The sequence below is a fragment of the Achromobacter seleniivolatilans genome (assembly GCF_030864005.1).
GTDB lineage: Bacteria > Pseudomonadota > Gammaproteobacteria > Burkholderiales > Burkholderiaceae_B > Achromobacter > Achromobacter seleniivolatilans.
Map to the genome: position 1 here is coordinate 966,404 of NZ_CP132976.1, position 20,468 is coordinate 986,871.

Consider the following 20,468-nt stretch of genomic DNA (forward strand, 5'->3'; position numbering starts at 1 on the left):
GCCGCGGAAAAATCATTGCTGCGGGGGGCTCCTTTATTGCTACGGCTGAGTATAGAAACGGGTATCGATGGATAGCCGTTCGAGCTATAAATAGCATTGATCAATTCAAGGATTGAATCGATGGAATTTCGCCAGCTTGAGTGTTTCATTGCCGTTGCCGAGGAATTGCACTTTGGCCGGGCCGCCGAACGGCTGTGCATGACGCAGCCGCCGCTGTCGCGACAAATTCAGTTGCTGGAGCAGGATTTAGGTGTGACCTTGTTTGAGCGCAACAGCCGCCAGGTGCTGCTGAGTGCGGCTGGGCGGCACTTTCTGCGTGATGCGCGGCACCTGTTGGAGTATTCGGCGCGGGCGGCTGCAACGGCGCGGCGCACCTCGGGCGGAGAGGCAGGCCACATCACGTTGGGGTTCACTGCGGTGGCCGCTTATCGCTTGATGCCGTCGATGATCATGCGGGCGCGCAAACTGCTGGCGGGCGTGGAAATCCAGTTGCGCGAAACCGTCAGCACCGACCTGGAACGCTTGCTGCTGGCACGCGAAGTCGACGCGATCTTGGCCCGCAGCATTCCGCATCAAACCGGTATCGAGGCGCGGCTGATCGAACGCGAGCCCCTGGTGCTGGCCTTGCCCGCCCATTCTTCACTGTGCGAACACGCCACCGTGCCGCTGCGGCTGTTGCAGGGTCAACCTTTCGTGCTGTATTCGCCGCGTGAAGGCAAATACTTCTATGACCGTATCGTGGGGGCGTTTGGGCTGGCCGACGTGCAGCCCGACTACGTGCAGCGCGCCGGGCAAACGCACACCCTGCTTGCGCTGGTGCGCGCGGGGCTGGGTGTAGGCATCGTGCCGGATTCGGCGCGTGAACTCAGATTTGAAGGCGTGGAGTTCCGCCCGATTGGGCAGCGCGATCTCTACGCCGACATGTATTTGGCGTGGCACACCCACCACGACAACCCGGCGCTGGACGCGTTCTTGCAGCGCGTGGCGGTAGAGGGCGGGGCATCTGATCACGGCTTGCCGCCGCGGCCAGCGCTAGGCTGATGCGGCGTGATCGCCCCGTGTAGAGCGTTGCCCTAGACCTGCATTTTCTTCTTGCCCAGCAAGGTCAGGGCCAAACTTCTGCCGGTACGCATGAAGGGATACAGCGCAGTGGACAGACAGCGGTTGCGAAAGATGGCCGCGTTGACGCTATTGAACAGGTCATTACCTGTACTGATCAGCGCCAGCCGGTTGATGCAATCGGCGCCCCAGTAATCCTGACCGTCCAGATGCAGCAGCATGCCCTGGTTCAGGTCATAACCTTGCGCCTTGTATGCCACGGCCAGATCGGGGTGGTCGCGCATATTCAGCAGGTCGATAGGGCCGACGGCTTTTTGCAGTTGCAGCATCTGCACGTAGTTCGAGCAGAAGGGGCAGTCTCCGTCGTACAGCAGATAGTTCTTTGCGATGGCCATGATGCACCGTTTTCGGTTGGACTTCGGAACGGGCCGGAATGGAACCGCTACAGACCATTAAAGCGCAATGCGGGTCTGCGTGCTTGGCCGCGCAACTGCCCTGGCCCTGTATCAGGCGCGGGGGCCGCGCAACGATGCGTCCTTGTCCTGCTCGCGCCAGCGGCTGCGCAACAGCGCGATCCGGCGCAACGCGTTCTGCGACATCTTCCACCAGCCAAAGGGGCGCGGGTCGGCCAGCATGCTCATGGCGCGGGCGTAGTCCAGCGTCAGGCCGGGCGTCCAGGCCATGGTGATCGCGCGCCTGCGAACTTGCGACGCCACCCAGAGTTCAGGCGTGAACAACAGGCGGATCATGACGCGCCAGCCCGCCTTGTTGCCGTGCAATCGGCCGACCACGCCGTCTAACGCAGCGTCCAGCGCCTGAGCGACCGTGCTTGAGCAGTTGCGATGCGTCAGGTTGTAGGTGCTGTTGCGCCGGTAGACACTCCAGAACGCCGCCAGCTTTTCCGCGTCGTAGTTCCGGATGCGGACCCGCATGGTCGATGGGCACCAGGCTTGCGATTCCGTGGCGTAGTCCGGTTGATACACGCCTGGGATGTCGTTGTCCGCTGTGGCGCGCAGCAGGGTTGCAAAGGCGTCCGGGGACCGGTCGATCTCGTCTTTGGGATACAGGCTGATGTAAATGCCTTCGGGCGATTCCAGCGCCGCGTGGCCGGTGGAAATGACGCCATTGACGTCCACCGCGGCGATGTAGCGGTCAATCACGGGGTAGTTGCGCGTTTGGGCCTTGGCGGAACCAGAGGGCGTCCAGACGTGCACGGTCAGCGCATGTTCTGCGTCTGCCGGGGGACCATCCCAAACCGGGGCGGCCGGGGCGGGCGCTGCCGGCATGAATGCGGCAGACTGGCCGTCCGTGAATGCGGGATTGGACGCCAGCCGCTTGACCCGTCGCGCCAACCACAGCAGCTTCAGGCCCGCGATGGCCAGGAACAGGCCCAGGCAATAGGGCACGGTGCCCACGTAATGCGTGGGGTAGGGCTGAAAGAAGAAAATGGCCAGAGCGATTTCGGCCACGCCTATCCCGAACGCAAAGCGCCAGCGGTCGTAGCGCACCACGTAACCGGCCAGGCATTGCAGCACGCCGTCCATCAGGAACAACGCGCCAAAGATCATCGACAACACGAAGTGCCCATGATGCTGGCCGGCCAGGATCAGGCCTCCCGCCAACAACACGAATAACCCCTTGGCGTAGCGCAAAACACGTTGGCCGCCCACGCCGGTGGATGCGATCAGCAGGGTGCCCAGTCCTTCAATAATGAAAAGGACGGCAAATGCGTTCAGGGGAAAGTAGAGGGCGTTATCCAGCGCATCGATGAACACGAAGACGCCAGCAGCCAGAAAAAAGATCCCAACTGCGGACAAGGCGCGTGCGCGCTTGCGCAGGTAAGGTACTCCCAACAACAGCAGTACAAGTTGTGGCATGCCGACCGTCCCGGGCAAAGGAGTGTGGGAGCTGCATTGGAGCCTGCTTTGGGGGCTACATTACATTAATTCCAGTCCGTATCCTCTTCCAGATACCAGGGGCCATCCAAATGCGTCACGGCCAACTGGGGGTGCGACGACACCCAAGGTTTGCCGGGCGAATACACAAACCACGTCAGGTATTGATCGGAAACAACCAGCTGAGCGTGGCCAATCGCGCCGTCCGGCTCGAACCGTATGCCGAAGGAATTCACGGCCAGCCCCAGTTCCTGAATGCGTTGCTTCAGACCGGCGTGTACGGCCTGGCTTTGCGGGTCAAAGACCTCAAAAACCATGGCGCCTAGCGGTTCGCAAACTTTCCCATCAACTTCGCAATAGCGCCGGTCCGTCATGCTCAGGCTTTGGTGCAAATCCGTCGACATGTACGCCGAGATGCGGCGCTCTTGCGCATACGCAAGCAGGGCTTCAAGCTTGGGAATATCCGACTTGCCTGGCCGATGCAGCGTCCGCCAGCCCCACACGGCGGCGGACACGCCAACCAGCGCGACGAGAACAAAGGTTCTGACTTTCATTGCTACAGCGCTCAGTCTTCGTTAGACGTGCCGGGTTCGGGCCAGGCCAGGTTCATCGCATAATCGCGCACGTCTTGCGGCCATTGATTGACCTGCTGCGCAAAATGCTCGCGTCCCCCCGCATACAGCGCCCGCGTCGCCTCTTCAAACCCCGGCAGGTTTCCGGCCATGCTGGACATGAAACGGTAAGCGGCTTCTTGACGTTGGCGCTGTTGATCTTGCGCTTCGTTGTCGCGGCGGGCTTGTTCGACCAGCTTGCGCAGCGCCACCGAGGCGCCGCCCGGTTGCGCGGCCAGCCATTCCCAATGGCGAGGCAGCAAGGTGACTTCACGCGGCACCACGCCCAGCTTGGGCCGCCCGCGTCCGCGCGGCTGCGCCGCGGCGGCATCTGCGGCGTCCGGTTCGCGCTCGGGCTCGTTGGCGGGGGGGGCAGTATGCCGTTCGATGATCTGCGCGTCACTCCCGCGCAAGTCCAGGTCGGTCTGTTGCCCGGTGCGGTCCTGGAACACCAGCAGCGTGTCGCCGCCACGTACGTTCAAGGCGCGCTTGACGGCCAACGCGACGTCGGCCAAGGGTCCGGCAGCAAGGATGCGATGGCCTTCAAAGGCAGTGTAGGAATTGCTAGTGGCCGATAGACTCATGGCAGTAAGCCCAATAAAAAACAGCGCGAAGTATGGTCCGGGTAAAAATAGATGTCAATAATACCCGGGTATAAATATTGTGACCTGGCTTGTTTTGCACCTGCTATAAAAAGTGCCATATAAATGGACGAGAGCGCTTCAGGGCAGCAACTTGCGCAGCAAAAAATCCGTTCAATCCTAGGGTCAACACCTAGTCAAAACATGCAGTCGGCGTATAATCTTGCTTTGCGCCCGGAGTTACCCATGCGTCTCGTACAAAAAGCGCTCACCTTCGACGATGTGTTGTTGGTGCCTGCGTATTCCGAGGTGTTGCCGCGCGACACCTCCCTGGCCACGCGCCTGACCCGCAATATCAGCCTGAATATCCCCCTTGTGTCCGCCGCAATGGACACCGTCACGGAATCGCGTCTGGCTATCGCCATGGCGCAAGAGGGCGGCATCGGGATCATTCACAAGAATTTGACCGCCGACCAGCAAGCCCGTGAAGTGGCTCGCGTGAAGCGCCACGAATTCGGCATCGTGATCGATCCGGTCACCGTTACCCCCCAAATGAAAGTGCGCGACGCCATTGCGTTGCAGCGCCAGCACGGCATTTCCGGCCTGCCGGTCGTTGAAGGCCGCAAGCTGGTTGGCATCGTGACCAACCGCGATCTGCGTTTTGAAGAAAACCTGGATCAGCCCCTGCGCAACATCATGACGCCGCAGGAACGCCTGGTCACCATGAAGGAAGGCGCGACGCTGGACGAAGCGCAAGCCTTGATGCACAAGCACCGTCTGGAACGCGTGCTGATCGTGAACGACGGCTTTGAGCTGCGTGGCTTGGCTACCGTCAAAGACATCGTCAAGAACACCGAACACCCGCTGGCCAGCAAAGACGGCCAAGGCCAGTTGCGCGTTGGCGCAGCAGTCGGCGTGGGTGCAGGCACCGAAGAACGTGTAGAAAAGCTGGTTGCCGCTGGCGTTGACGTCCTGATCGTCGACACCGCCCACGGCCACTCCAAGGGCGTGCTGGAAGGCGTGCGCTGGGTCAAGCAGAACTACCCCAAGGTTGAAGTCATTGGCGGCAACATCGCCACCGCCGCCGCCGCGCGCGCGCTGGTCGAGCACGGCGCTGACGGCGTCAAGGTCGGTATCGGCCCCGGCTCCATCTGCACGACGCGTATCGTGGCCGGTGTGGGCGTGCCGCAGATCCATGCCATTTCCGAAGTCGCCAAGGCGCTGGAAGGCACGGGCGTTCCGCTGATCGCTGACGGCGGCATCCGCTACTCGGGCGACGTCGCCAAGGCGCTGGCCGCCGGCGCGTTCTCGTGCATGATGGGCGGCATGTTCGCCGGCACGGAAGAAGCCCCCGGTGAAATCGTCTTGTTCCAAGGCCGTTCGTACAAGTCGTACCGCGGCATGGGCAGCTTGGGCGCCATGACGGACGGCTCCGCCGACCGTTACTTCCAAGACCCGTCGAACAACGCCGACAAGCTGGTCCCGGAAGGCATCGAAGGCCGCGTCCCCTACAAGGGCAGCGTGCTGGCCATTATTTTCCAACTGGTTGGTGGCATCCGCGCCTCGATGGGCTATTGCGGCGCCGCCACCATTGACGACATGCGCACCAAAGCCGAATTCGTGGAGATCACCTCCGCCGGCGTGCGCGAGTCCCATGTACACGACGTGCAGATCACCAAGGAAGCGCCTAACTACCGCGCCGACTGATCCGCACAGTCAACTACAATGTCATGCATTACGCACCGGCAGAATCGCAAAGTTATCTAGCGGTTCTGCCGGTGCGGTTTTATTTCCAACCGGTAGAGCTCCATGCACCAGCGCATCCTGATTCTTGACTACGGTTCGCAAGTCACCCAACTGATCGCCCGCCGCGTCCGCGAAGCCGGCGTCTATTCTGAAGTTCACCCCGGCGACGTCGACGACGCCTTCGTGCGTGACCAGATGGCGCAAGGCTTGAAGGGCATCATCCTGTCCGGCAGCCACGCATCCGCCTACGAAGAAGGCTCCATGCGCGTGCCGCACGCCGTGTTCGAGCTGGGCGTGCCTGTCTTGGGCATTTGCTACGGCATGCAGTCCATGGCCCAGCAATTGGGCGGCGTTGTCAGCTTCTCGGACCACCGCGAATTCGGCTACGCCGAAGTCCGCGCCCACGGCCACACCAAGCTGCTGGACGGCCTGGCAGACTTCACCACGCCCGAAGGCCAAGGCATGTTGAAGGTCTGGATGAGCCACGGCGACAAGGTCACCGAGCTGCCCCCGGGCTTCAAGCTGATGGCGTCCACGCCGTCGTGTCCCATCGCCGGCATGGCCGACGAAGACCGCCGCTTCTACGCCGTTCAGTTCCACCCCGAAGTCACGCACACCGTCCAAGGCAAGGCCATGCTGGCCCGCTTTGTGAACGAAATCTGCGAATGCCAGGGCGACTGGAACATGCCCGACTACGTCTCCGAAGCCGTCGCCCGCATCCGCGAGCAAGTCGGCACAGACGAAGTCATCCTGGGCCTGTCCGGCGGCGTTGACTCCTCGGTAGCCGCCGCGCTGATCCACAAAGCCATCGGCGACCAGCTCACCTGCGTCTTCGTCGACCACGGCCTGCTGCGCCTGGACGAAGGCAAGCAGGTCATGCAGACCTTCGCAGAAAACATGGGCGTGAAAATCGTCCACGTCGACGCCACCGCGCAATTCATGGGCAAACTGGCCGGCGTCGCCGACCCGGAAGCCAAGCGCAAGATCATCGGCCGCGAATTCGTGGAAGTGTTCCAGGAACAAGCCGGCAAGCAGCAAAGCGCCAAGTGGCTGGCCCAGGGCACCATCTACCCCGACGTCATCGAATCCGCTGGCGCCAAAACGGGCAAGGCCACCTCCATCAAGTCGCACCACAACGTGGGCGGCCTGCCGGACACGCTGAACCTGCAACTGCTGGAACCCTTGCGCGAACTGTTCAAGGACGAAGTGCGCGAACTGGGCGTGGCCTTGGGATTGCCGCCGCAGATGGTTTACCGTCACCCGTTCCCCGGTCCGGGTCTGGGCGTGCGCATCCTGGGCGAAGTGAAGCATGAATATGCCGAACTGCTGCGCCGCGCGGATGCGATCTTTATTGAAGAACTGCGTAATACCAAGGATGAGGCTAGCGGCCTGACTTGGTATGAGCTGACGTCGCAAGCGTTTGCGGTTTTCCTGCCGGTGAAGTCGGTGGGCGTGATGGGCGATGGGCGGACGTATGAGTATGTCGTGGCCTTGCGTGCGGTGCAGACGTTTGACTTCATGACTGCGGATTGGGCGCCGCTGCCGCATCCGTTGTTGGCTCGGGTTTCTTCGCGGATTATTAATGAGGTTCGCGGGATCAATCGGGTGGTTTATGACGTGTCGAGCAAGCCGCCGGCGACGATTGAGTGGGAATAATGCCGCTGGTCAGTTGAGGTAAAGGAAAAGGGCGCTTCGGCGCTCTTTTCATTGCAGCGATAACTGTCGATTGTGTGCTTTGAGAGACGAGCTATTATACGAGCCTAGTTTGGTGGCCGATGTGCTGCGCTCGCACGCGTGATAAATGAAATCTGACACCGTAGCCTTGTGCATGGTCAATTGATAATGGACTGGGGGGAAGATGGATTCGTTGAACTTCGGTTTCTTGGCACCGCACAATACACAGTTAGTGACCCTCGGTGGCCTTGCGGAAAGCTATTTCCCTACCGATCCCTCTACAGCAATCGTCAAGTTGCGCCAGTTTGCTGAATTGACGGCAAAGTTAGTTGCTGCCCATCACGCCGTTTATCGTGATGAGCGAGAAACCTTCGAAGAAACTCTGCGGCGCCTGTCATATGACCGCCAGATACCGAAGGAGGTCGCGGATATTTTTCATGCACTGCGAAAGGCCGGAAACAGCGCCGTGCATGAAGCAGCGGGCGACCACTCTACTGCTCTTACGGCGTTGAAGTTCGCTTGGTCGCTCGGCATCTGGTTTCATCGGACCTATGGCCGCGCTCCCAGTTTTCAATCTGGGGCTTTTGTGCCGCCGCGGGCACCCGTCGATGCGACGGTTGCCTTGCGCGAAGAAATTAAAAAACTCAGGCAGAGAGTCGTTGAAACTGAGGGTGATGCGGCTCGCGCTCGCCTTGAAGCCGAGGAACAGGCTCACGCGCGCGAGGCGGTAGAGGCAAGACTCCTGCGCGAGGCCAAGGAGCGTGCCGACTGGGAGAAGATCGCCCAGGACATTGATGCAGAGAAGGCGGAGATCACAAGTAAGCTCGCCGCACTCCAAGCCGAGGCGGAAAGCGCTCCTCGCGCTGAGGCTGCTCAGTTGGTGGAGCGGGGTGAAAAGGCTGCGGAAAAGATTGACCTTGACGAGGCGGAAACACGCGCGCTTATAGATCAGCAACTGCGCGACCGCGGCTGGGTTGTCGATACCCGCGACCTTCGGTACAGCAAGGGTGTTCGCCCAGCCAAAGGCCGTAATCTCGCCATCGCGGAATGGCCAACGGAAAGTGGTCCCGCTGATTACGCTCTGTTTGTCGGCACCACCCTGGTCGGCGTCGTTGAGGCAAAGCGGCGGCGGAAGAACGTGTCTGCTGCGATCGATCAGGCTGAGCGCTATTCGACCGGTATCAAGGACAGCGCCGATTTTAGTTATGCCGGTGGCCCATGGGGTGAGCACAAGGTGCCCTTTGTGTTCAGCGCGAATGGCCGATCCTATCTCAAGCAGATTGAGACCGAGAGCGGCATCTGGTTTCGCGATACCCGCCGCGCCGCAAACCATCGCCGTGCGTTGGTCGACTGGCCGACACCTGAAGGCCTGACAGGTCAGCTTGAAGTCGATCAGGATGCTGCCGACGCCGCCCTGCAAGCGCAGCCATTCGAGTTCGGATTTCCGCTTCGCCATTATCAGGAAAGCGCGATCCGCTCGGTAGAAGCAGCCTTGTCTGCCGAGCAACGCGCCGTGCTGGTCGCAATGGCGACGGGCACTGGAAAGACTAAGCTCGCCATCGCCATGTTGTACCGCTTGCTGTCAGCCAAGCGGTTCCGGCGCATTTGCTTCGTCGTCGATCGCAGCGCTCTTGGTGATCAGACTGAGGGAGAGTTTTCGACGACCAAGGTCGTCTCCGGCAAGACATTTGCGGAGATCTTCGGCCTCAAGGGGCTTGGCGACGTCACACCCGATGTGGAAACCAAAGTCCATATCTGCACGATTCAGGGTCTGGTGAAGCGTGTGCTGTTCGCTGCTGATGCCGCGTCCGTGCCGCCTGTCGACCAATATGACCTGATGGTCATCGACGAATGCCATCGAGGCTACCTACTTGATCGCGAAATGTCCGATGCCGAGCTGAGCTTCCGGGGGCAGGACGACTACATCTCCAAGTATCGGCGCGTGCTGGATTATTTCGATGCGGTGAAGGTTGGCCTGACGGCCACGCCGGCGCTGCACACCACCGACATTTTCGGCGATCCAGTCTTCACCTATTCCTACCGCGAAGCAGTGGTCGATGGGTTCCTGATCGACCATGAGCCGCCGATCCGCATCGAAACCGCACTGGCGCGTGCCGGTATCAAGTTCGAGAAGGACGAGGAGCTTGAACTGCTCAACCCGCGGACTGGCGATGTCGATCTGGCGCACGCCCCAGACGAAATCCGTTTCGAGGTCGAGGCATTCAACCGGCAGGTCATTACACGGGAGTTCAATCGGGTGGTCGCGGAGGAGCTGGCGCGGCATATTGATCCGGCGCTACCTGGCAAAACGCTGATCTTCGCCGCCACCGATGCCCATGCGGACATGGTGGTCAGCGCCATCAAGACCGCATTCGCTGAAGCCTATGGCGACATCGATGACGCCGCTGTGAAGAAAATCACCGGCAGCGTGGACAATGTGAAGAACCTGATTCGCTCGTTCCGTAATGATGCTAATCCGCAAATTGTGGTGACGGTCGATCTGCTTACCACCGGCATCGACGTGCCGAAGATCACGAACCTCGTGTTCCTGCGCCGGGTGAACAGCCGCATCCTGTATGAACAGATGATCGGCCGTGCGACGCGCCAGTGTCCGGAAATAGGCAAAGAGGTTTTCCTGATTTTCGATGCCGTGGATCTCTATCCGCATCTTCAGCACATGACTGAAATGAAGCCTGTCGTCGTCAACCCGTCGATCAGCTTCGACCAGCTTGTCCGGGAAATGACGGAAGCGGAAAACGATTTGCAGCGGGAGGTCATTCGCGAACAGCTCGCGGTGAAGCTGCGTCGGCGGATCAAGAAACTGACCGACGAGGCAAGGCAGCAGTTTGAGGCTGAAGCGGGTGAAACGCCGGAGGCTATGCTGCGACGGGTTGTTTCCGGCGATGCATCGGGTCTTGCCGCATGGCTGAAGGACCGCACCGCGATTGGCCCGATCCTCGATTGGCGGGCTGATGGAGAGAATTCTCGATACCTCCCCATTTCCAAGCACGCGGATCATATAGCGGATGTGTCGCGTGGTTATGGGAGTGCCGCGAAGCCAGAGGATTTTCTGGATAGCTTCGCTGCCTTTGTGCGCGACAATATCAATACGATCGCCGCGTTGAAAGTCGTCGTGCAGCGCCCTCGTGATCTGACTCGCGCCGATCTGAAGGAATTGCGCCTTGCCCTCGACTCTAAGGGCTTTTCCGACGCAAACCTGCGCCGTGCCTGGGCCGACGCGCGCAATGAGGAAATCGCCGCCTCGGTCATCGGCTTCATCCGTCAGGCCGCACTGGGTGACCCCCTGATTCCATATGAAGACCGCGTGCGGGATGCGATGCGTGCGATCATGGCGCGCCGCGCATGGACAGATCCGCAGAAGCGCTGGCTCAAGCGCATTGGCGAACAGATTGAAAAAGAAATCGTGGTGGACCGAACTGCCATCGACAAGGAGCCATTTATCGCCGATGGTGGCTTCAATCGCCTGAATAAAGTGTTCGGCGGGGAGCTGGAAAGCATCCTTGCCGGGATTAATGAAGAATTGTGGAAGAAGGCAGCATAAATGAAAACTACCGCCGATATCGTCGCCAAGCTCTGGGGACTGTGCAACGTCCTGCGTGACGATGGCGTCACCTATAACGAATATGTGACGGAGCTGACCTATCTGCTGTTTCTGAAGATGCTGGAGGAAACCGGCAAGGAAGAACGGCTGCCGAAAGGGTGGCGCTGGAGCCTGCTCGCCAAGCGTGAGGGCATGGAACAGCTCGATTATTACAAAGCGATGCTGCTGGAACTAGGCAAGGCGAAGGATGAGCTGGTCAGCGCGATTTTCATCGACGCCCAGACTCGCCTGCGCAAGCCAACCAACCTTAAGGCGCTGACGTCGAACATCGATCAGCTCGACTGGTTTTCCGCCCGTGAAGAGGGGCTGGGCAACCTCTATGAAGGCCTGTTGGAAAAGAACGCGGCCGATAAGAAATCCGGCGCTGGGCAATATTTCACGCCCCGTCCGCTGATCGATTGCATCGTGCGCCTGATGCAACCGCAGCCGGGGGAAGTGATCCAAGACCCGGCAGGGGGAACGGCGGGATTCCTAGTCGCTGCCGATCGCTACATCAAGGATCACACAGATGATCTCTACACGCTGACCGAGCAACAGGCCTTCTTCCAGCGGCACAACGCCTTCTATGGTGCAGAACTGGTGCCGGACACTCATCGCCTGAGCATGATGAACCTGCTGCTGCACGGCATCGAAGGCGGGATGAAAAACATCGACACGCTCTCGCCCGATGGCGAGGCGCTGCCCAAGGCCAATCTGATCCTGACCAATCCGCCCTTCGGCACCAAGAAGGGCGGTGGGCGCCCGACCCGATCGGATTTCTCGGTTACGGCGGATACGTCGAACAAGCAGCTTGCCTTCGTTGAGCATATCGTGCGAGCCCTGGCCACCGGCGGGCGCGCCGCCGTGGTCATTCCTGATAACGTGCTGTTCGAGGACAATACCGGTCGCCGCCTACGTACATGGCTGATGGACCTGTGCGACCTGCACACCATCCTGCGTCTGCCAACCGGCATTTTCTATGCGCAGGGTGTTAAAACCAATGTGCTGTTCTTCCGGCGCGGCAAGAGCGACAAGGGGAACACCAAAGCTGTCTGGGTCTATGACATGCGGGCGAACATGCCAGCCTTTGGTAAGACCCGTCCGCTGACCGTTGCCGACTTCGCTGATTTCGAGGCCGCCTATGGCGCTGATGCCAATGGCAAATCCGCACGGCAGGACCAGGGCGAAGACAGTCGCTGGCGCAAGTTCGACCGTGCAGCCATTACCAACCGCAATGACAATCTCGACATAAGCTGGCTTCGCGATACTGAGGCGGAGACTGAAGAAACGCTGACCGAACCCGAGGACATTGCTGCGGCCATTATCGGCCATTTGAAAGCGGCGCTGGAGGAAATTGAAACGCTGTCGGACGAGTTGGAGCCGGATAGCGTTGAACAGGCTGCAGCTAGTGCGGAGGCAGCGGAATGAGTGATTTGCCAAAGGGATGGGCGGAATCGACTTTAGGTGAGCTTGTGACCTTGCGAGGGGACAAGGTTGATCCTGCCGACGTTCCCGAAAAATCGTTCCTCGGCCTTGAAGATATCGAGCCTCACACCTCTGCGATTTTGCGGGTTGGAAAGGCATCTGAAGTCAAAAGCTCCGTCGCCTGCTTCGAGGCCGGCGACGTGCTTTACAGCCGCCTTCGCCCTTATCTCAACAAGGTGGCTCGCCCTGATTTTTCGGGCGTGGCGTCTGCCGAAATTCTCGTACTGAAACCTAGTGACGCTGTTGAGGCAGAATTCGTGCGTCGTAAGATCATGACTAGAGAATTTCTCGATTTCACGGCCATGCTCGACAGGGGGGACAGGCCGCGCGTTAGTTATGACGAGATTGGCGCTTTTCAGCTTCTTCTTCCGCCTCTCCCCGAACAGCGACAGATCGTGGCGAAGCTCGACAGCCTCACCGGCATATCTAGACGCGCCCGCGACCATCTCGATCACATCCCCCGCCTCGTCGAGAAATACAAACAGGCCATCCTCGCCGCCGCTTTCCGAGGCGATTTGACTCGAGGCATGATGGAAAAAGGCGATGGAGTTCAGCTTAGTGATGAGATAGATCCTCTTGCATTACATGTGGATGAGCTACCTACGGGTTGGGGCTGGACATCTATCGGGGCCGTGGGCCAGGTTACTGGTGGCCTTACACAACACTCATCTCGGAAATCCCTGCCGAAGCAAGTGCCTTATATGCGGGTTGCCAATGTGTACGCAAATGAATTGAGGCTTGTTGACATAGCACATATTGGATGCACGGAGGCCGAGTACCAGCGGACCTTACTTCGGACAGGTGATCTTCTCGTTGTTGAAGGCAATGGCAGCATCGATCAGATAGGCCGGGTGGCCATTTGGAACAATGAAGTGCACGGCTGCTTACATCAGAATCATTTGATCCGCATTAGCTTAGATGGAGCCGTGTCACCCGAGTTTGCATTGTTCTGGCTGCTGTCTCCGGGCGGGAGAACGGGGATTGAGGCAGTTGCATCCTCCAGTTCTGGCTTACACACATTGAGCATATCCAAAGTCAAAGGTTTGCCCATCCCAGTCTGCTCTGAGGCCGAGCAAGTTGAAATCGTTCGTCGCATAAAATCTGCTTTTGCCTGGGTCGAACGCCTTTCGATTGATACTAATAACAGTCGCAAACTGGTCGATCGTCTCGATCAATCATTGCTGGCCAAGGCCTTCAGGGGAGAGCTGGTCCCGCAAGATCCAACAGACGAACCCGCCAGCGACTTGCTCGAACGCATCCGGTCAGAACGCGCAGCCGCGCCAAAGGCCAAGCGCGGTCGCAAGAAGGCTGCCTGATTCCATGCCCATCCCCGATTATCAAACATTGATGCTCCCGGTCCTGCGTCTCGCTGCTACTGTGGAACAGCGCGTGGCTGACGTCGCCGAGTGTATTGCCGATGAGTTCGGCCTCAGCCCCGCTGAACGCGAAGAGATGCTGCCTAGCGGACGGCAGCGCCTGCTCCACAACCGAATCCATTGGGCAAAGTTCTATATGTCCAAGGCGGGCCTTGTCACCTCTCCGAAGCGCGGGCAATTCATCGCGACGGATGCGGGGCGGGCGCTGCTAGCATCCAATCCTGCGCAGCTCGGCGTGAATGAGCTGAAGGATTATGAGAGCTTCCGCGAGTTTTACACCGGGCAGAAATCGGCCGATGACGATGCCCCGCCTGCTGCCATCGTCCCATCATCCGAAACCGGGACGCCCGAGGAGCAGATTGAGGCGGCCTATCAGGCCGTGCAATCAGCCCTTCGTGCGGAACTGCTGGAACGCATCGTCCAGAACAGCCCGGCCTTTTTCGAGCAATTGATCGTCGATCTACTGATCGCCATGGGCTATGGCGGATCGCACAAGAACGCGGCAACGCAGCTTGGCCGTTCAGGCGACGGCGGTGTGGACGGCGTCATCAACGAGGACAGGTTGGGGCTGGACAGGGTCTATGTACAGGCCAAACGCTATGCGGACACGACGGTTGGCCGGCCCGATGTGCAGGCCTTCGTCGGCAGTCTGGTCGGTCATGGCGCCACCAAGGGCGTGTTCGTCACAACCTCCACCTTCAGCGGCCATGCGCGGGATTACGTCAAACACCTTGCCCAGCGGGTCATCCTGATCGACGGGGACCAGCTGACCGACCTGATGATCGAATATGGCGTAGGCGTTCGCGTTAGCCGCAGAATCGAGTTCAAGCGGCTCGACGAGGATTTCTTTGCGGAAGAATAACGCGACAGTGCGCACTCGAAAGAGTTTGGGATAGCGCGAGGCCGATGAGGGATGTCTAACGACAGAAAGCTCTCTCTCGCCTTTTCACTTAAGACCTTCTCGTCGGAAGGCTCGTCTGTATCTAGCCTTGAATGACCGGCTTCCACACAATCGGTCATTCCCGATGTGGATGGCGCGCGGCAGGAATGTCCCTGGCGTGGCCAGTCGGGCTTGTGATGCAAGAACTTCGGGTAGGGTTGGTATCAGGATCGGCTCTCCGCGGCTGATCAGCTGACTCCGCTTGCAGTAGACCTTGCAATAAAAACGGGAGGACTCGAATTCGAGTCCTTCCATTTTTTTTATTCGAACCAATGCCGTCTCCCCAACCCGCACTCGCTCATCACCAGCAAACTAGGGTTATCCGGGATTCTTTATGCTTAAAGTTTTGTGAAGAATGAGCGGCAGATGCAGGGCTGCCGCCGCGATTAGGCATCACGGCGGTTCACCGGGGTGCGGCACCTGACGCACCGTACGCAGGATCGCGCGGTGGCGCCCCATAAGGAGAATCGCATGCTGCTGCGTAGACATTGTCTGGCCATGATGATGCTGGCGCTGACTGGCTGGGCGACGGGCAGTCATGCGCAAACGCCGTCTCAGGCCTGGCCCGCCAAGCCGGTGCGCCTGGTCGTGGGGCTGGCCCCTGGCGGGCTGGTCGACGTGCTGGCGCGCACGGTGCAGCCGCATTTGGCCGAGACCTTGAAGCAGACCGTTATCGTGGAGAATCGGGGCGGCGCGGGCGGCAACTTGGCGGGCGCCGAAGTTGTGCGCAACGGTGGAGACAACCATACGTTCTTGCTCAATCCATCGACGACCGAATCGGTCAACCCGCTAATGTTCGCCAGTATGCCGTTCGATCCGCAGCGGGACCTGCGGCCGGTCGCTTTGTTGGCCAACAGCCAGTTGTTCCTGTTCGTCCGGTCCTCGCTGGGCGTCGATACCCTCGAAGCGTTCGTCGAATACGCGCGCAAACAGCCCAATCCGCTCAACTTCGGGTCGGCCGGCAACGGCACCACGCCGCATCTGGCTGGCGAGTTGCTCAAGCAGGCTACCGGCATGCAGGCCACCCATGCGCCTTATCGCGGCGTGGCGCCGGCGATACAAGACCTGGCCGCGGGTCAGATCGACTTTGCGTTCGGACCGGCCACGGTCTTTCCCATGGTGCAAGCGGGCAAGCTGAAGGTGCTGGCGGTGGCGAGCCGGCAACGGGCTGCCGTGGCGCCCGACATACGAACCTTTTCCGAGGCCGGTATTGACGGCGTTTTCGCGGACAGCCTGTTCGGCGTGTATGCCGCCGCCGGCACCCGCGATGATGTGGTCGATCGCATGAACGGCGAAATCAATAAGGTGCTGGCGCGGCCGGAGATCAAGGCGCGTTTCCTGGACGCCGGCGCCGAGGCGCTACCGATGCGTGCGGCCGACTATGCCGCGCGTGTAGAGGACGAGAAGAAACTGTTCGCGCCGTTGATGAAGTCGTTGGGGCTGAAGGAGCAGTAGGGCAACGATAAAACTTCCGCCTGGGCGTTGCTGGCTCGGGTGTCTTCGCGGTAAATGAGAAAAGGCGCCTCGGCGCCTTTTCTCGTGGGTGATAGGTTTGGAAGAGAGCAATCAAGCTACCGCGTCAATCATCTCTCCGCACCCCTTACCGCTTCCACTCAGCATCAGCCGAGCAGTTCCTTGCGAACAATCTCCGCGCCTTCACTCAGCGCCAGCAACTTGCCCTTCGCAATAGCCCGCGACAACGGCGCCATGCCGCAGTTCGTGCACGGATACAGCTTGTCGGCGTCCACAAACTTAAGCGCCTTCCGGAGCGTATTGGCCACTTCTTCCGGCGTTTCAACCTTGTCGCTGGCCACGTCGATGGCGCCGACCATTACCTTCTTGCCGCGAACCAGTTCGAGCAGATCGATCGGCACGTGCGAGTTGTGGCATTCCAGCGAGATGATGTCGATATTGGATTTTTGCAGCTTGGGGAACGATTCCTCGTACTGACGCCATTCCGAACCCAGGGTCTTCTTCCAGTCGGTGTTGGCCTTGATGCCGTAGCCGTAGCAGATGTGCACGGCGGTTTCGCACTTCAGGCCTTCGATGGCGCGTTCCAGGGTGGCAATGCCCCAGTCGTTCACTTCGTCGAAGAAGACGTTGAATGCCGGCTCATCGAATTGAATGATGTCGACGCCTGCGGCTTCCAGTTCCAGGGCTTCCTGGTTCAGGACCTTGGCGAATTCCCAGGCCAGCTTTTCGCGGCTCTTGTAGTGGGCGTCGTACAGCGTGTCAATCATCGTCATCGGACCCGGCAGCGCCCATTTGATGGGTTGCTTGGTTTGCTGGCGCAGGAACTTGGCGTCTTCAACGAAAACCGGCTTTTGGCGGCTCACGGCGCCCACGACGGTCGGCACGCTTGCGTCATAGCGATCACGAATCCGGACGGTTTCGCGCTTTTCGAAATCGACGCCATCGAGATGCTCGATGAACGTGGTGACGAAGTGCTGACGGGTTTGCTCGCCGTCGCTGACGATATCAATGCCGGCGTGTTGTTGTTCTTGCAGTGCCAAACTCAAGGCGTCTTGCTTGCCCTCGATCAGTTCTTGGCCTTCCAATTTCCAGGGCGACCAGAGCTTTTCGGGCTGTGCAAGCCAGGAAGGCTTCGGCAAGCTGCCGGCGGTCGAAGTAGGCAGTAGTTTTTTCATGATCTGTGGTCTTGTTTATCTTGCGTGATTAGTGGGCGTAGTTGGCAGCCCAGCTTGCGAGCGTCTGTGCGTAAGGCTTGATGAAGTGCTGTTCCGTGAACTTCCCTTGCTTGACGGCGAGCTGGCTGCGTTCTTCGCGGTCATAGACAATCTGCGTCAACGAGTAATCCTGGTTCTTCAGGCTCGGTTGGTAGAGCTTGCCTGCTGCGGAATTGGCGTTGTAGATCTCGGGACGGTAGATCTTCTGGAACGTTTCCATGGTGCTGATGATGCTGATCAGCTCCAGGTTGGTGTAGTGGCCAAGCAGATCGCCCTGGAAATAAAAGGCCAGCGGTGCGGCGCTACCCGGGGGCATGAAGTAGCGGACCTGCAAGCCCATTTTTTCGAAGTACTGGTCGGTCGGGGAGAATTCATTTTGCTGATACTCAACGCCCAGGATGGGGTGCTGATTTTCAGTGCGATGATAGGTCTTGCTGCTGGACGCGCTGATGCAGATAACAGGCGGCTTGCTGAAGTGATTTTTGTAAGTGCTTGAATTTACAAAGTGCTTGAACAGCTTGCCGTGCAACTCGCCGAAATTGTCCGGAGTGCTGAAGGTGGATTTGTTGTTGTTGTGTTCGGACAGCAGCACGCTGAAGTCGTAGTCGCGCACGTAGGACGAGAAGTTGTTCCCTGTAATGCCCTCGATGCGTTCGTTGTTTGTCCGGTCGACGATACTGGTTTTCAGTATCTCAATCAGCGGAAAAACGTCATTGCCGCCTTCGGCGCCCATGTGCATTTCAACGGAAATGATGTCGAGTTCGACCGCGTAGCGATCTCCCTTGGGGTTGTCCCAATGGGCCAAACTATTGAAGCGCCGGTCAATCATCCGCAGGGTGTTGCGCAAATTCTCTTGGCGACTCGCCCCTCTGGCCAAATTGGCAAAGTTGGTCGTTATGCGCGTACTGTCTGATGGCTGATAGTTTTCATCAAAAGAAATGCTCTTGATGCTGAATGTGAAATCTTGGCTCATTGTGATTAGGTACGCTGAATGATGCGAAAAAAATGCGGGGAATTGAAACGGGTTTTATTGGGAGCAAGGGGCGGGTCAAATCCCGAGAGCGCCATTCCTGCTCCAGCCGCCCGGGCGATGTATTGAGTCCGACAGCCGCTTCGCGGACGTTATCGCCCTTGAATCGGCAATCGGAGTGGCCTTGCGTCAGGCTGCGACCGCTTCTTCTGCGGCGGCAGATCGTGGCTGGCGAATCAATTCGATCAAGGGCAAAGCCCGTTGGACCGCCAGTCTGGCCCGCTCGATCAGGGCCTCGTCCTGTACGCGGTAGCCGGCAAAATCCTTGTCGGTGGCGTAGACGCCCAGCGGCAACGTGCGCGCTTGGAAAAAGCTGAACAGCGGCCGCAATTGGTGATCGATCATCAGGGCATGGCGGTCGCTACCGCCAGTGGCGGCCAACAAGACGGGCTTGTCGATCAAGGCGTCCTGATGAAGGAAGTCGAAGAAGTGCTTGAACAGTCCCGTGTAGGAGCCCCGGTAGACCGGAGTTGTCACCACCAGGATGTCAGCTTGCTCGACCACGCCAAGTTCCCGCTCCACCACGTCGGGCAGTTGCGAGCGCCAGACCGCGCCAGCAAATTGCGGGGCTAGCTGACCCAATTCGACCAGGTGTTGTTCGCACGGGACTTCGTCGGCGATGAGGTCCAGCAGGTGCTCTGCCAGGGCCGCAGACTTCGAGGGGCGTTGCATTCCGCCGGAAACGGCAACTAGACGGAGTGGACGTGTCATTTTTGCTTCACATGAATGGATCTACGCGGTGCCGCAACTTTTTTGTGCAGGTGCAGCAACAGGCCGGAGTCGCATACTAGGTGAGGGTGATGATGAAGTAAAATGGTTTTAATTCACCAATCCATGAGCGGAAATCATCTGAATGCTTGAGCGCATCCACCTCAGCATCGTCCAGCAGGTCGAGAAGCAGGGGTCCTTGACGGCCGCCGCAGGCGTGCTGAACCTGACCCAGTCGGCCCTGAGCCACAGCATGAAGAAGCTAGAGGTGCAGTTGGGTACCGACGTCTGGCTGCGCGAAGGCCGAAGCCTGCGCCTGACTCAGGCGGGCCAATACCTGCTGGCGGTGGCGAACCGCGTGCTGCCGCAACTGGACCTGGCCGAAGAGCGGCTGGGCCAGTTCGCGCAGGGTGAGCGCGGTGCGCTGCGCATCGGCATGGAATGCCATCCTTGCTACCAGTGGCTGCTCAAGGTGGTTTCTCCTTATCTGGCTTCATGGCCCGACGTGGAAGTGGACGTCAAGCAGAAGTTCCAGTTCGGCGGGATCGGCGCGCTCTTCGGTTACGAGATCGACCTGCTGGTCACGCCCGACCCGCTGTTCAAGCCGGGGCTGAAGTTCGAGCCCGTGTTCGACTACGAGCAGGTGCTGGTCGTGGCCAAGGGTCATGCCCTGGCAACGGCTGCTTACGTGAAGCCGCATCAGTTGAACCAGGAAGTGCTCATCAGCTACCCGGTGGACATCGAGCGCTTGGACATCTACAACCAGTTCCTGTTGCCCGCCGGTGTCGCGCCCAAGCGCCACAAAGCCATTGAAACGACCGACATCATGGTGCAGATGGTGGCCAGCGGACGCGGTGTGGCCGCTCTGCCGCGCTGGCTGGTCGAGGAATACGCAGCCCGGATGGACGTAGTGCCCGTGCGGCTGGGCGCGCGCGGCATCGCCAAGCAGATCTTTCTTGGGGCGCGCGAGGCTGACACCGCTATCGACTACGTGCGGGCCTTCATCGAACTGGCCCGCAAGTCAGCGACCGCCACTGCAAATTCCATTGCAGAAGACGCCAATAATTGAACACCC

General features: G+C 59.4%; 16 protein-coding genes. 9 read left to right on the forward strand and 7 right to left on the reverse strand.

What is annotated here, in order from left to right; all coding sequences use genetic code 11:
* Nucleotides 1-120 precede the first annotated feature (120 nt).
* On the forward strand, nt 121-1,041 hold the full coding sequence (locus tag RAS12_RS04265) for a LysR family transcriptional regulator (RefSeq protein ID WP_306945454.1): 921 nt from the start codon (nt 121-123) through the stop codon (nt 1,039-1,041).
* A 32-nt stretch (nt 1,042-1,073) separates the two neighbouring features.
* Here the strand turns inward: RAS12_RS04265 and RAS12_RS04270 are convergent, their stop codons facing one another.
* The 4 genes from RAS12_RS04270 to RAS12_RS04285 all read right to left on the reverse strand — a co-directional run bounded on the left by RAS12_RS04270 (nt 1,074) and on the right by RAS12_RS04285 (nt 4,149).
* Nucleotides 1,074-1,454 (reverse strand): DCC1-like thiol-disulfide oxidoreductase family protein, encoded by a 381-nt coding sequence (locus tag RAS12_RS04270; RefSeq protein ID WP_306945455.1) that lies wholly within the window; start codon nt 1,452-1,454, stop codon nt 1,074-1,076.
* Nucleotides 1,455-1,565: 111 nt separating this feature from the next.
* Complete coding sequence (locus tag RAS12_RS04275; protein WP_306945456.1) at nt 1,566-2,936, reverse strand: HdeD family acid-resistance protein; 1,371 nt, start codon at nt 2,934-2,936, stop codon at nt 1,566-1,568.
* 65 nt (nt 2,937-3,001) lie between these two features.
* Entirely contained in the window at nt 3,002-3,508 is a 507-nt protein-coding gene (locus RAS12_RS04280; protein WP_306945458.1) for a hypothetical protein, read from the reverse strand.
* Nucleotides 3,509-3,519: 11 nt separating this feature from the next.
* Nucleotides 3,520-4,149, reverse strand: a complete 630-nt coding sequence (locus tag RAS12_RS04285; RefSeq protein WP_306945460.1) for a DUF2239 family protein — start codon at nt 4,147-4,149, stop codon at nt 3,520-3,522.
* Nucleotides 4,150-4,392: 243 nt separating this feature from the next.
* Here RAS12_RS04285 and guaB point away from each other — a divergent pair, with 243 nt between their 5' ends.
* From guaB to RAS12_RS04320, 7 genes are all read left to right on the forward strand, one after another.
* Nucleotides 4,393-5,853 (forward strand): IMP dehydrogenase, encoded by a 1,461-nt coding sequence (gene guaB, locus RAS12_RS04290; protein ID WP_306945462.1) that lies wholly within the window; start codon nt 4,393-4,395, stop codon nt 5,851-5,853.
* 102 nt (nt 5,854-5,955) lie between these two features.
* Nucleotides 5,956-7,548 (forward strand): glutamine-hydrolyzing GMP synthase, encoded by a 1,593-nt coding sequence (guaA, locus tag RAS12_RS04295; protein ID WP_306945463.1) that lies wholly within the window; start codon nt 5,956-5,958, stop codon nt 7,546-7,548.
* A 202-nt stretch (nt 7,549-7,750) separates the two neighbouring features.
* Nucleotides 7,751-11,128 carry a type I restriction-modification system endonuclease gene (gene hsdR / locus RAS12_RS04300; RefSeq protein WP_306945465.1) on the forward strand — a complete coding sequence of 1,126 codons (3,378 nt, stop codon included), beginning with the start codon at nt 7,751-7,753 and terminating at the stop codon, nt 11,126-11,128.
* The gene (locus RAS12_RS04305; protein WP_306945466.1) at nt 11,129-12,595 is read left to right on the forward strand and encodes a class I SAM-dependent DNA methyltransferase; all 1,467 of its coding nucleotides are present in this window, start codon (nt 11,129-11,131) and stop codon (nt 12,593-12,595) included.
* Nucleotides 12,592-13,968, forward strand: a complete 1,377-nt coding sequence (locus tag RAS12_RS04310; RefSeq protein WP_306945468.1) for a restriction endonuclease subunit S — start codon at nt 12,592-12,594, stop codon at nt 13,966-13,968. Before RAS12_RS04305 ends, RAS12_RS04310 begins: the two co-directional genes overlap by 4 nt.
* Before the next feature lie 4 nt (nt 13,969-13,972).
* Nucleotides 13,973-14,890 (forward strand): restriction endonuclease, encoded by a 918-nt coding sequence (locus RAS12_RS04315; RefSeq protein WP_306945470.1) that lies wholly within the window; start codon nt 13,973-13,975, stop codon nt 14,888-14,890.
* 549 nt (nt 14,891-15,439) lie between these two features.
* The gene (locus tag RAS12_RS04320; RefSeq protein ID WP_306945472.1) at nt 15,440-16,423 is read left to right on the forward strand and encodes a Bug family tripartite tricarboxylate transporter substrate binding protein; all 984 of its coding nucleotides are present in this window, start codon (nt 15,440-15,442) and stop codon (nt 16,421-16,423) included.
* Between the two features lie 164 nt (nt 16,424-16,587).
* Here RAS12_RS04320 and RAS12_RS04325 read toward each other — a convergent pair whose 3' ends face one another.
* The 3 genes from RAS12_RS04325 to msuE form a co-directional block, all read right to left on the reverse strand.
* Nucleotides 16,588-17,616, reverse strand: a complete 1,029-nt coding sequence (locus tag RAS12_RS04325) for a methionine synthase (RefSeq protein WP_306945474.1) — start codon at nt 17,614-17,616, stop codon at nt 16,588-16,590.
* A 28-nt stretch (nt 17,617-17,644) separates the two neighbouring features.
* The gene (locus RAS12_RS04330) at nt 17,645-18,628 is read right to left on the reverse strand and encodes a DUF1852 domain-containing protein (protein ID WP_306945475.1); all 984 of its coding nucleotides are present in this window, start codon (nt 18,626-18,628) and stop codon (nt 17,645-17,647) included.
* 186 nt (nt 18,629-18,814) lie between these two features.
* The gene (gene msuE / locus RAS12_RS04335; RefSeq protein WP_306945477.1) at nt 18,815-19,396 is read right to left on the reverse strand and encodes an FMN reductase; all 582 of its coding nucleotides are present in this window, start codon (nt 19,394-19,396) and stop codon (nt 18,815-18,817) included.
* A 142-nt stretch (nt 19,397-19,538) separates the two neighbouring features.
* On the opposite strand from msuE, the gene RAS12_RS04340 reads away from it, so the two are divergent.
* On the forward strand, nt 19,539-20,462 hold the full coding sequence (locus tag RAS12_RS04340) for a LysR family transcriptional regulator (protein ID WP_306945481.1): 924 nt from the start codon (nt 19,539-19,541) through the stop codon (nt 20,460-20,462).
* Nucleotides 20,463-20,468: the final 6 nt, after the last annotated feature.

Excerpts from the sequence above, each read along its gene's own strand:
- RAS12_RS04265 (WP_306945454.1), top strand. The coding sequence starts at position 121 with ATGGAATTTCGCCAGCTTGAGTGTTTCATTGCCGTTGCCGAGGAATTG.
- RAS12_RS04270 (WP_306945455.1), bottom strand. The coding sequence starts at position 1,454 with ATGGCCATCGCAAAGAACTATCTGCTGTACGACGGAGACTGCCCCTTC.
- RAS12_RS04275 (WP_306945456.1), bottom strand. The coding sequence starts at position 2,936 with ATGCCACAACTTGTACTGCTGTTGTTGGGAGTACCTTACCTGCGCAAG.
- RAS12_RS04280 (WP_306945458.1), bottom strand. The coding sequence starts at position 3,508 with ATGAAAGTCAGAACCTTTGTTCTCGTCGCGCTGGTTGGCGTGTCCGCC.
- RAS12_RS04285 (WP_306945460.1), bottom strand. The coding sequence starts at position 4,149 with ATGAGTCTATCGGCCACTAGCAATTCCTACACTGCCTTTGAAGGCCAT.
- guaB (WP_306945462.1), top strand. The coding sequence starts at position 4,393 with ATGCGTCTCGTACAAAAAGCGCTCACCTTCGACGATGTGTTGTTGGTG.
- guaA (WP_306945463.1), top strand. The coding sequence starts at position 5,956 with ATGCACCAGCGCATCCTGATTCTTGACTACGGTTCGCAAGTCACCCAA.
- hsdR (WP_306945465.1), top strand. The coding sequence starts at position 7,751 with ATGGATTCGTTGAACTTCGGTTTCTTGGCACCGCACAATACACAGTTA.
- RAS12_RS04305 (WP_306945466.1), top strand. The coding sequence starts at position 11,129 with ATGAAAACTACCGCCGATATCGTCGCCAAGCTCTGGGGACTGTGCAAC.
- RAS12_RS04310 (WP_306945468.1), top strand. The coding sequence starts at position 12,592 with ATGAGTGATTTGCCAAAGGGATGGGCGGAATCGACTTTAGGTGAGCTT.
- RAS12_RS04315 (WP_306945470.1), top strand. The coding sequence starts at position 13,973 with ATGCCCATCCCCGATTATCAAACATTGATGCTCCCGGTCCTGCGTCTC.
- RAS12_RS04320 (WP_306945472.1), top strand. The coding sequence starts at position 15,440 with ATGCTGCTGCGTAGACATTGTCTGGCCATGATGATGCTGGCGCTGACT.
- RAS12_RS04325 (WP_306945474.1), bottom strand. The coding sequence starts at position 17,616 with ATGAAAAAACTACTGCCTACTTCGACCGCCGGCAGCTTGCCGAAGCCT.
- RAS12_RS04330 (WP_306945475.1), bottom strand. The coding sequence starts at position 18,628 with ATGAGCCAAGATTTCACATTCAGCATCAAGAGCATTTCTTTTGATGAA.
- msuE (WP_306945477.1), bottom strand. The coding sequence starts at position 19,396 with ATGACACGTCCACTCCGTCTAGTTGCCGTTTCCGGCGGAATGCAACGC.
- RAS12_RS04340 (WP_306945481.1), top strand. The coding sequence starts at position 19,539 with ATGCTTGAGCGCATCCACCTCAGCATCGTCCAGCAGGTCGAGAAGCAG.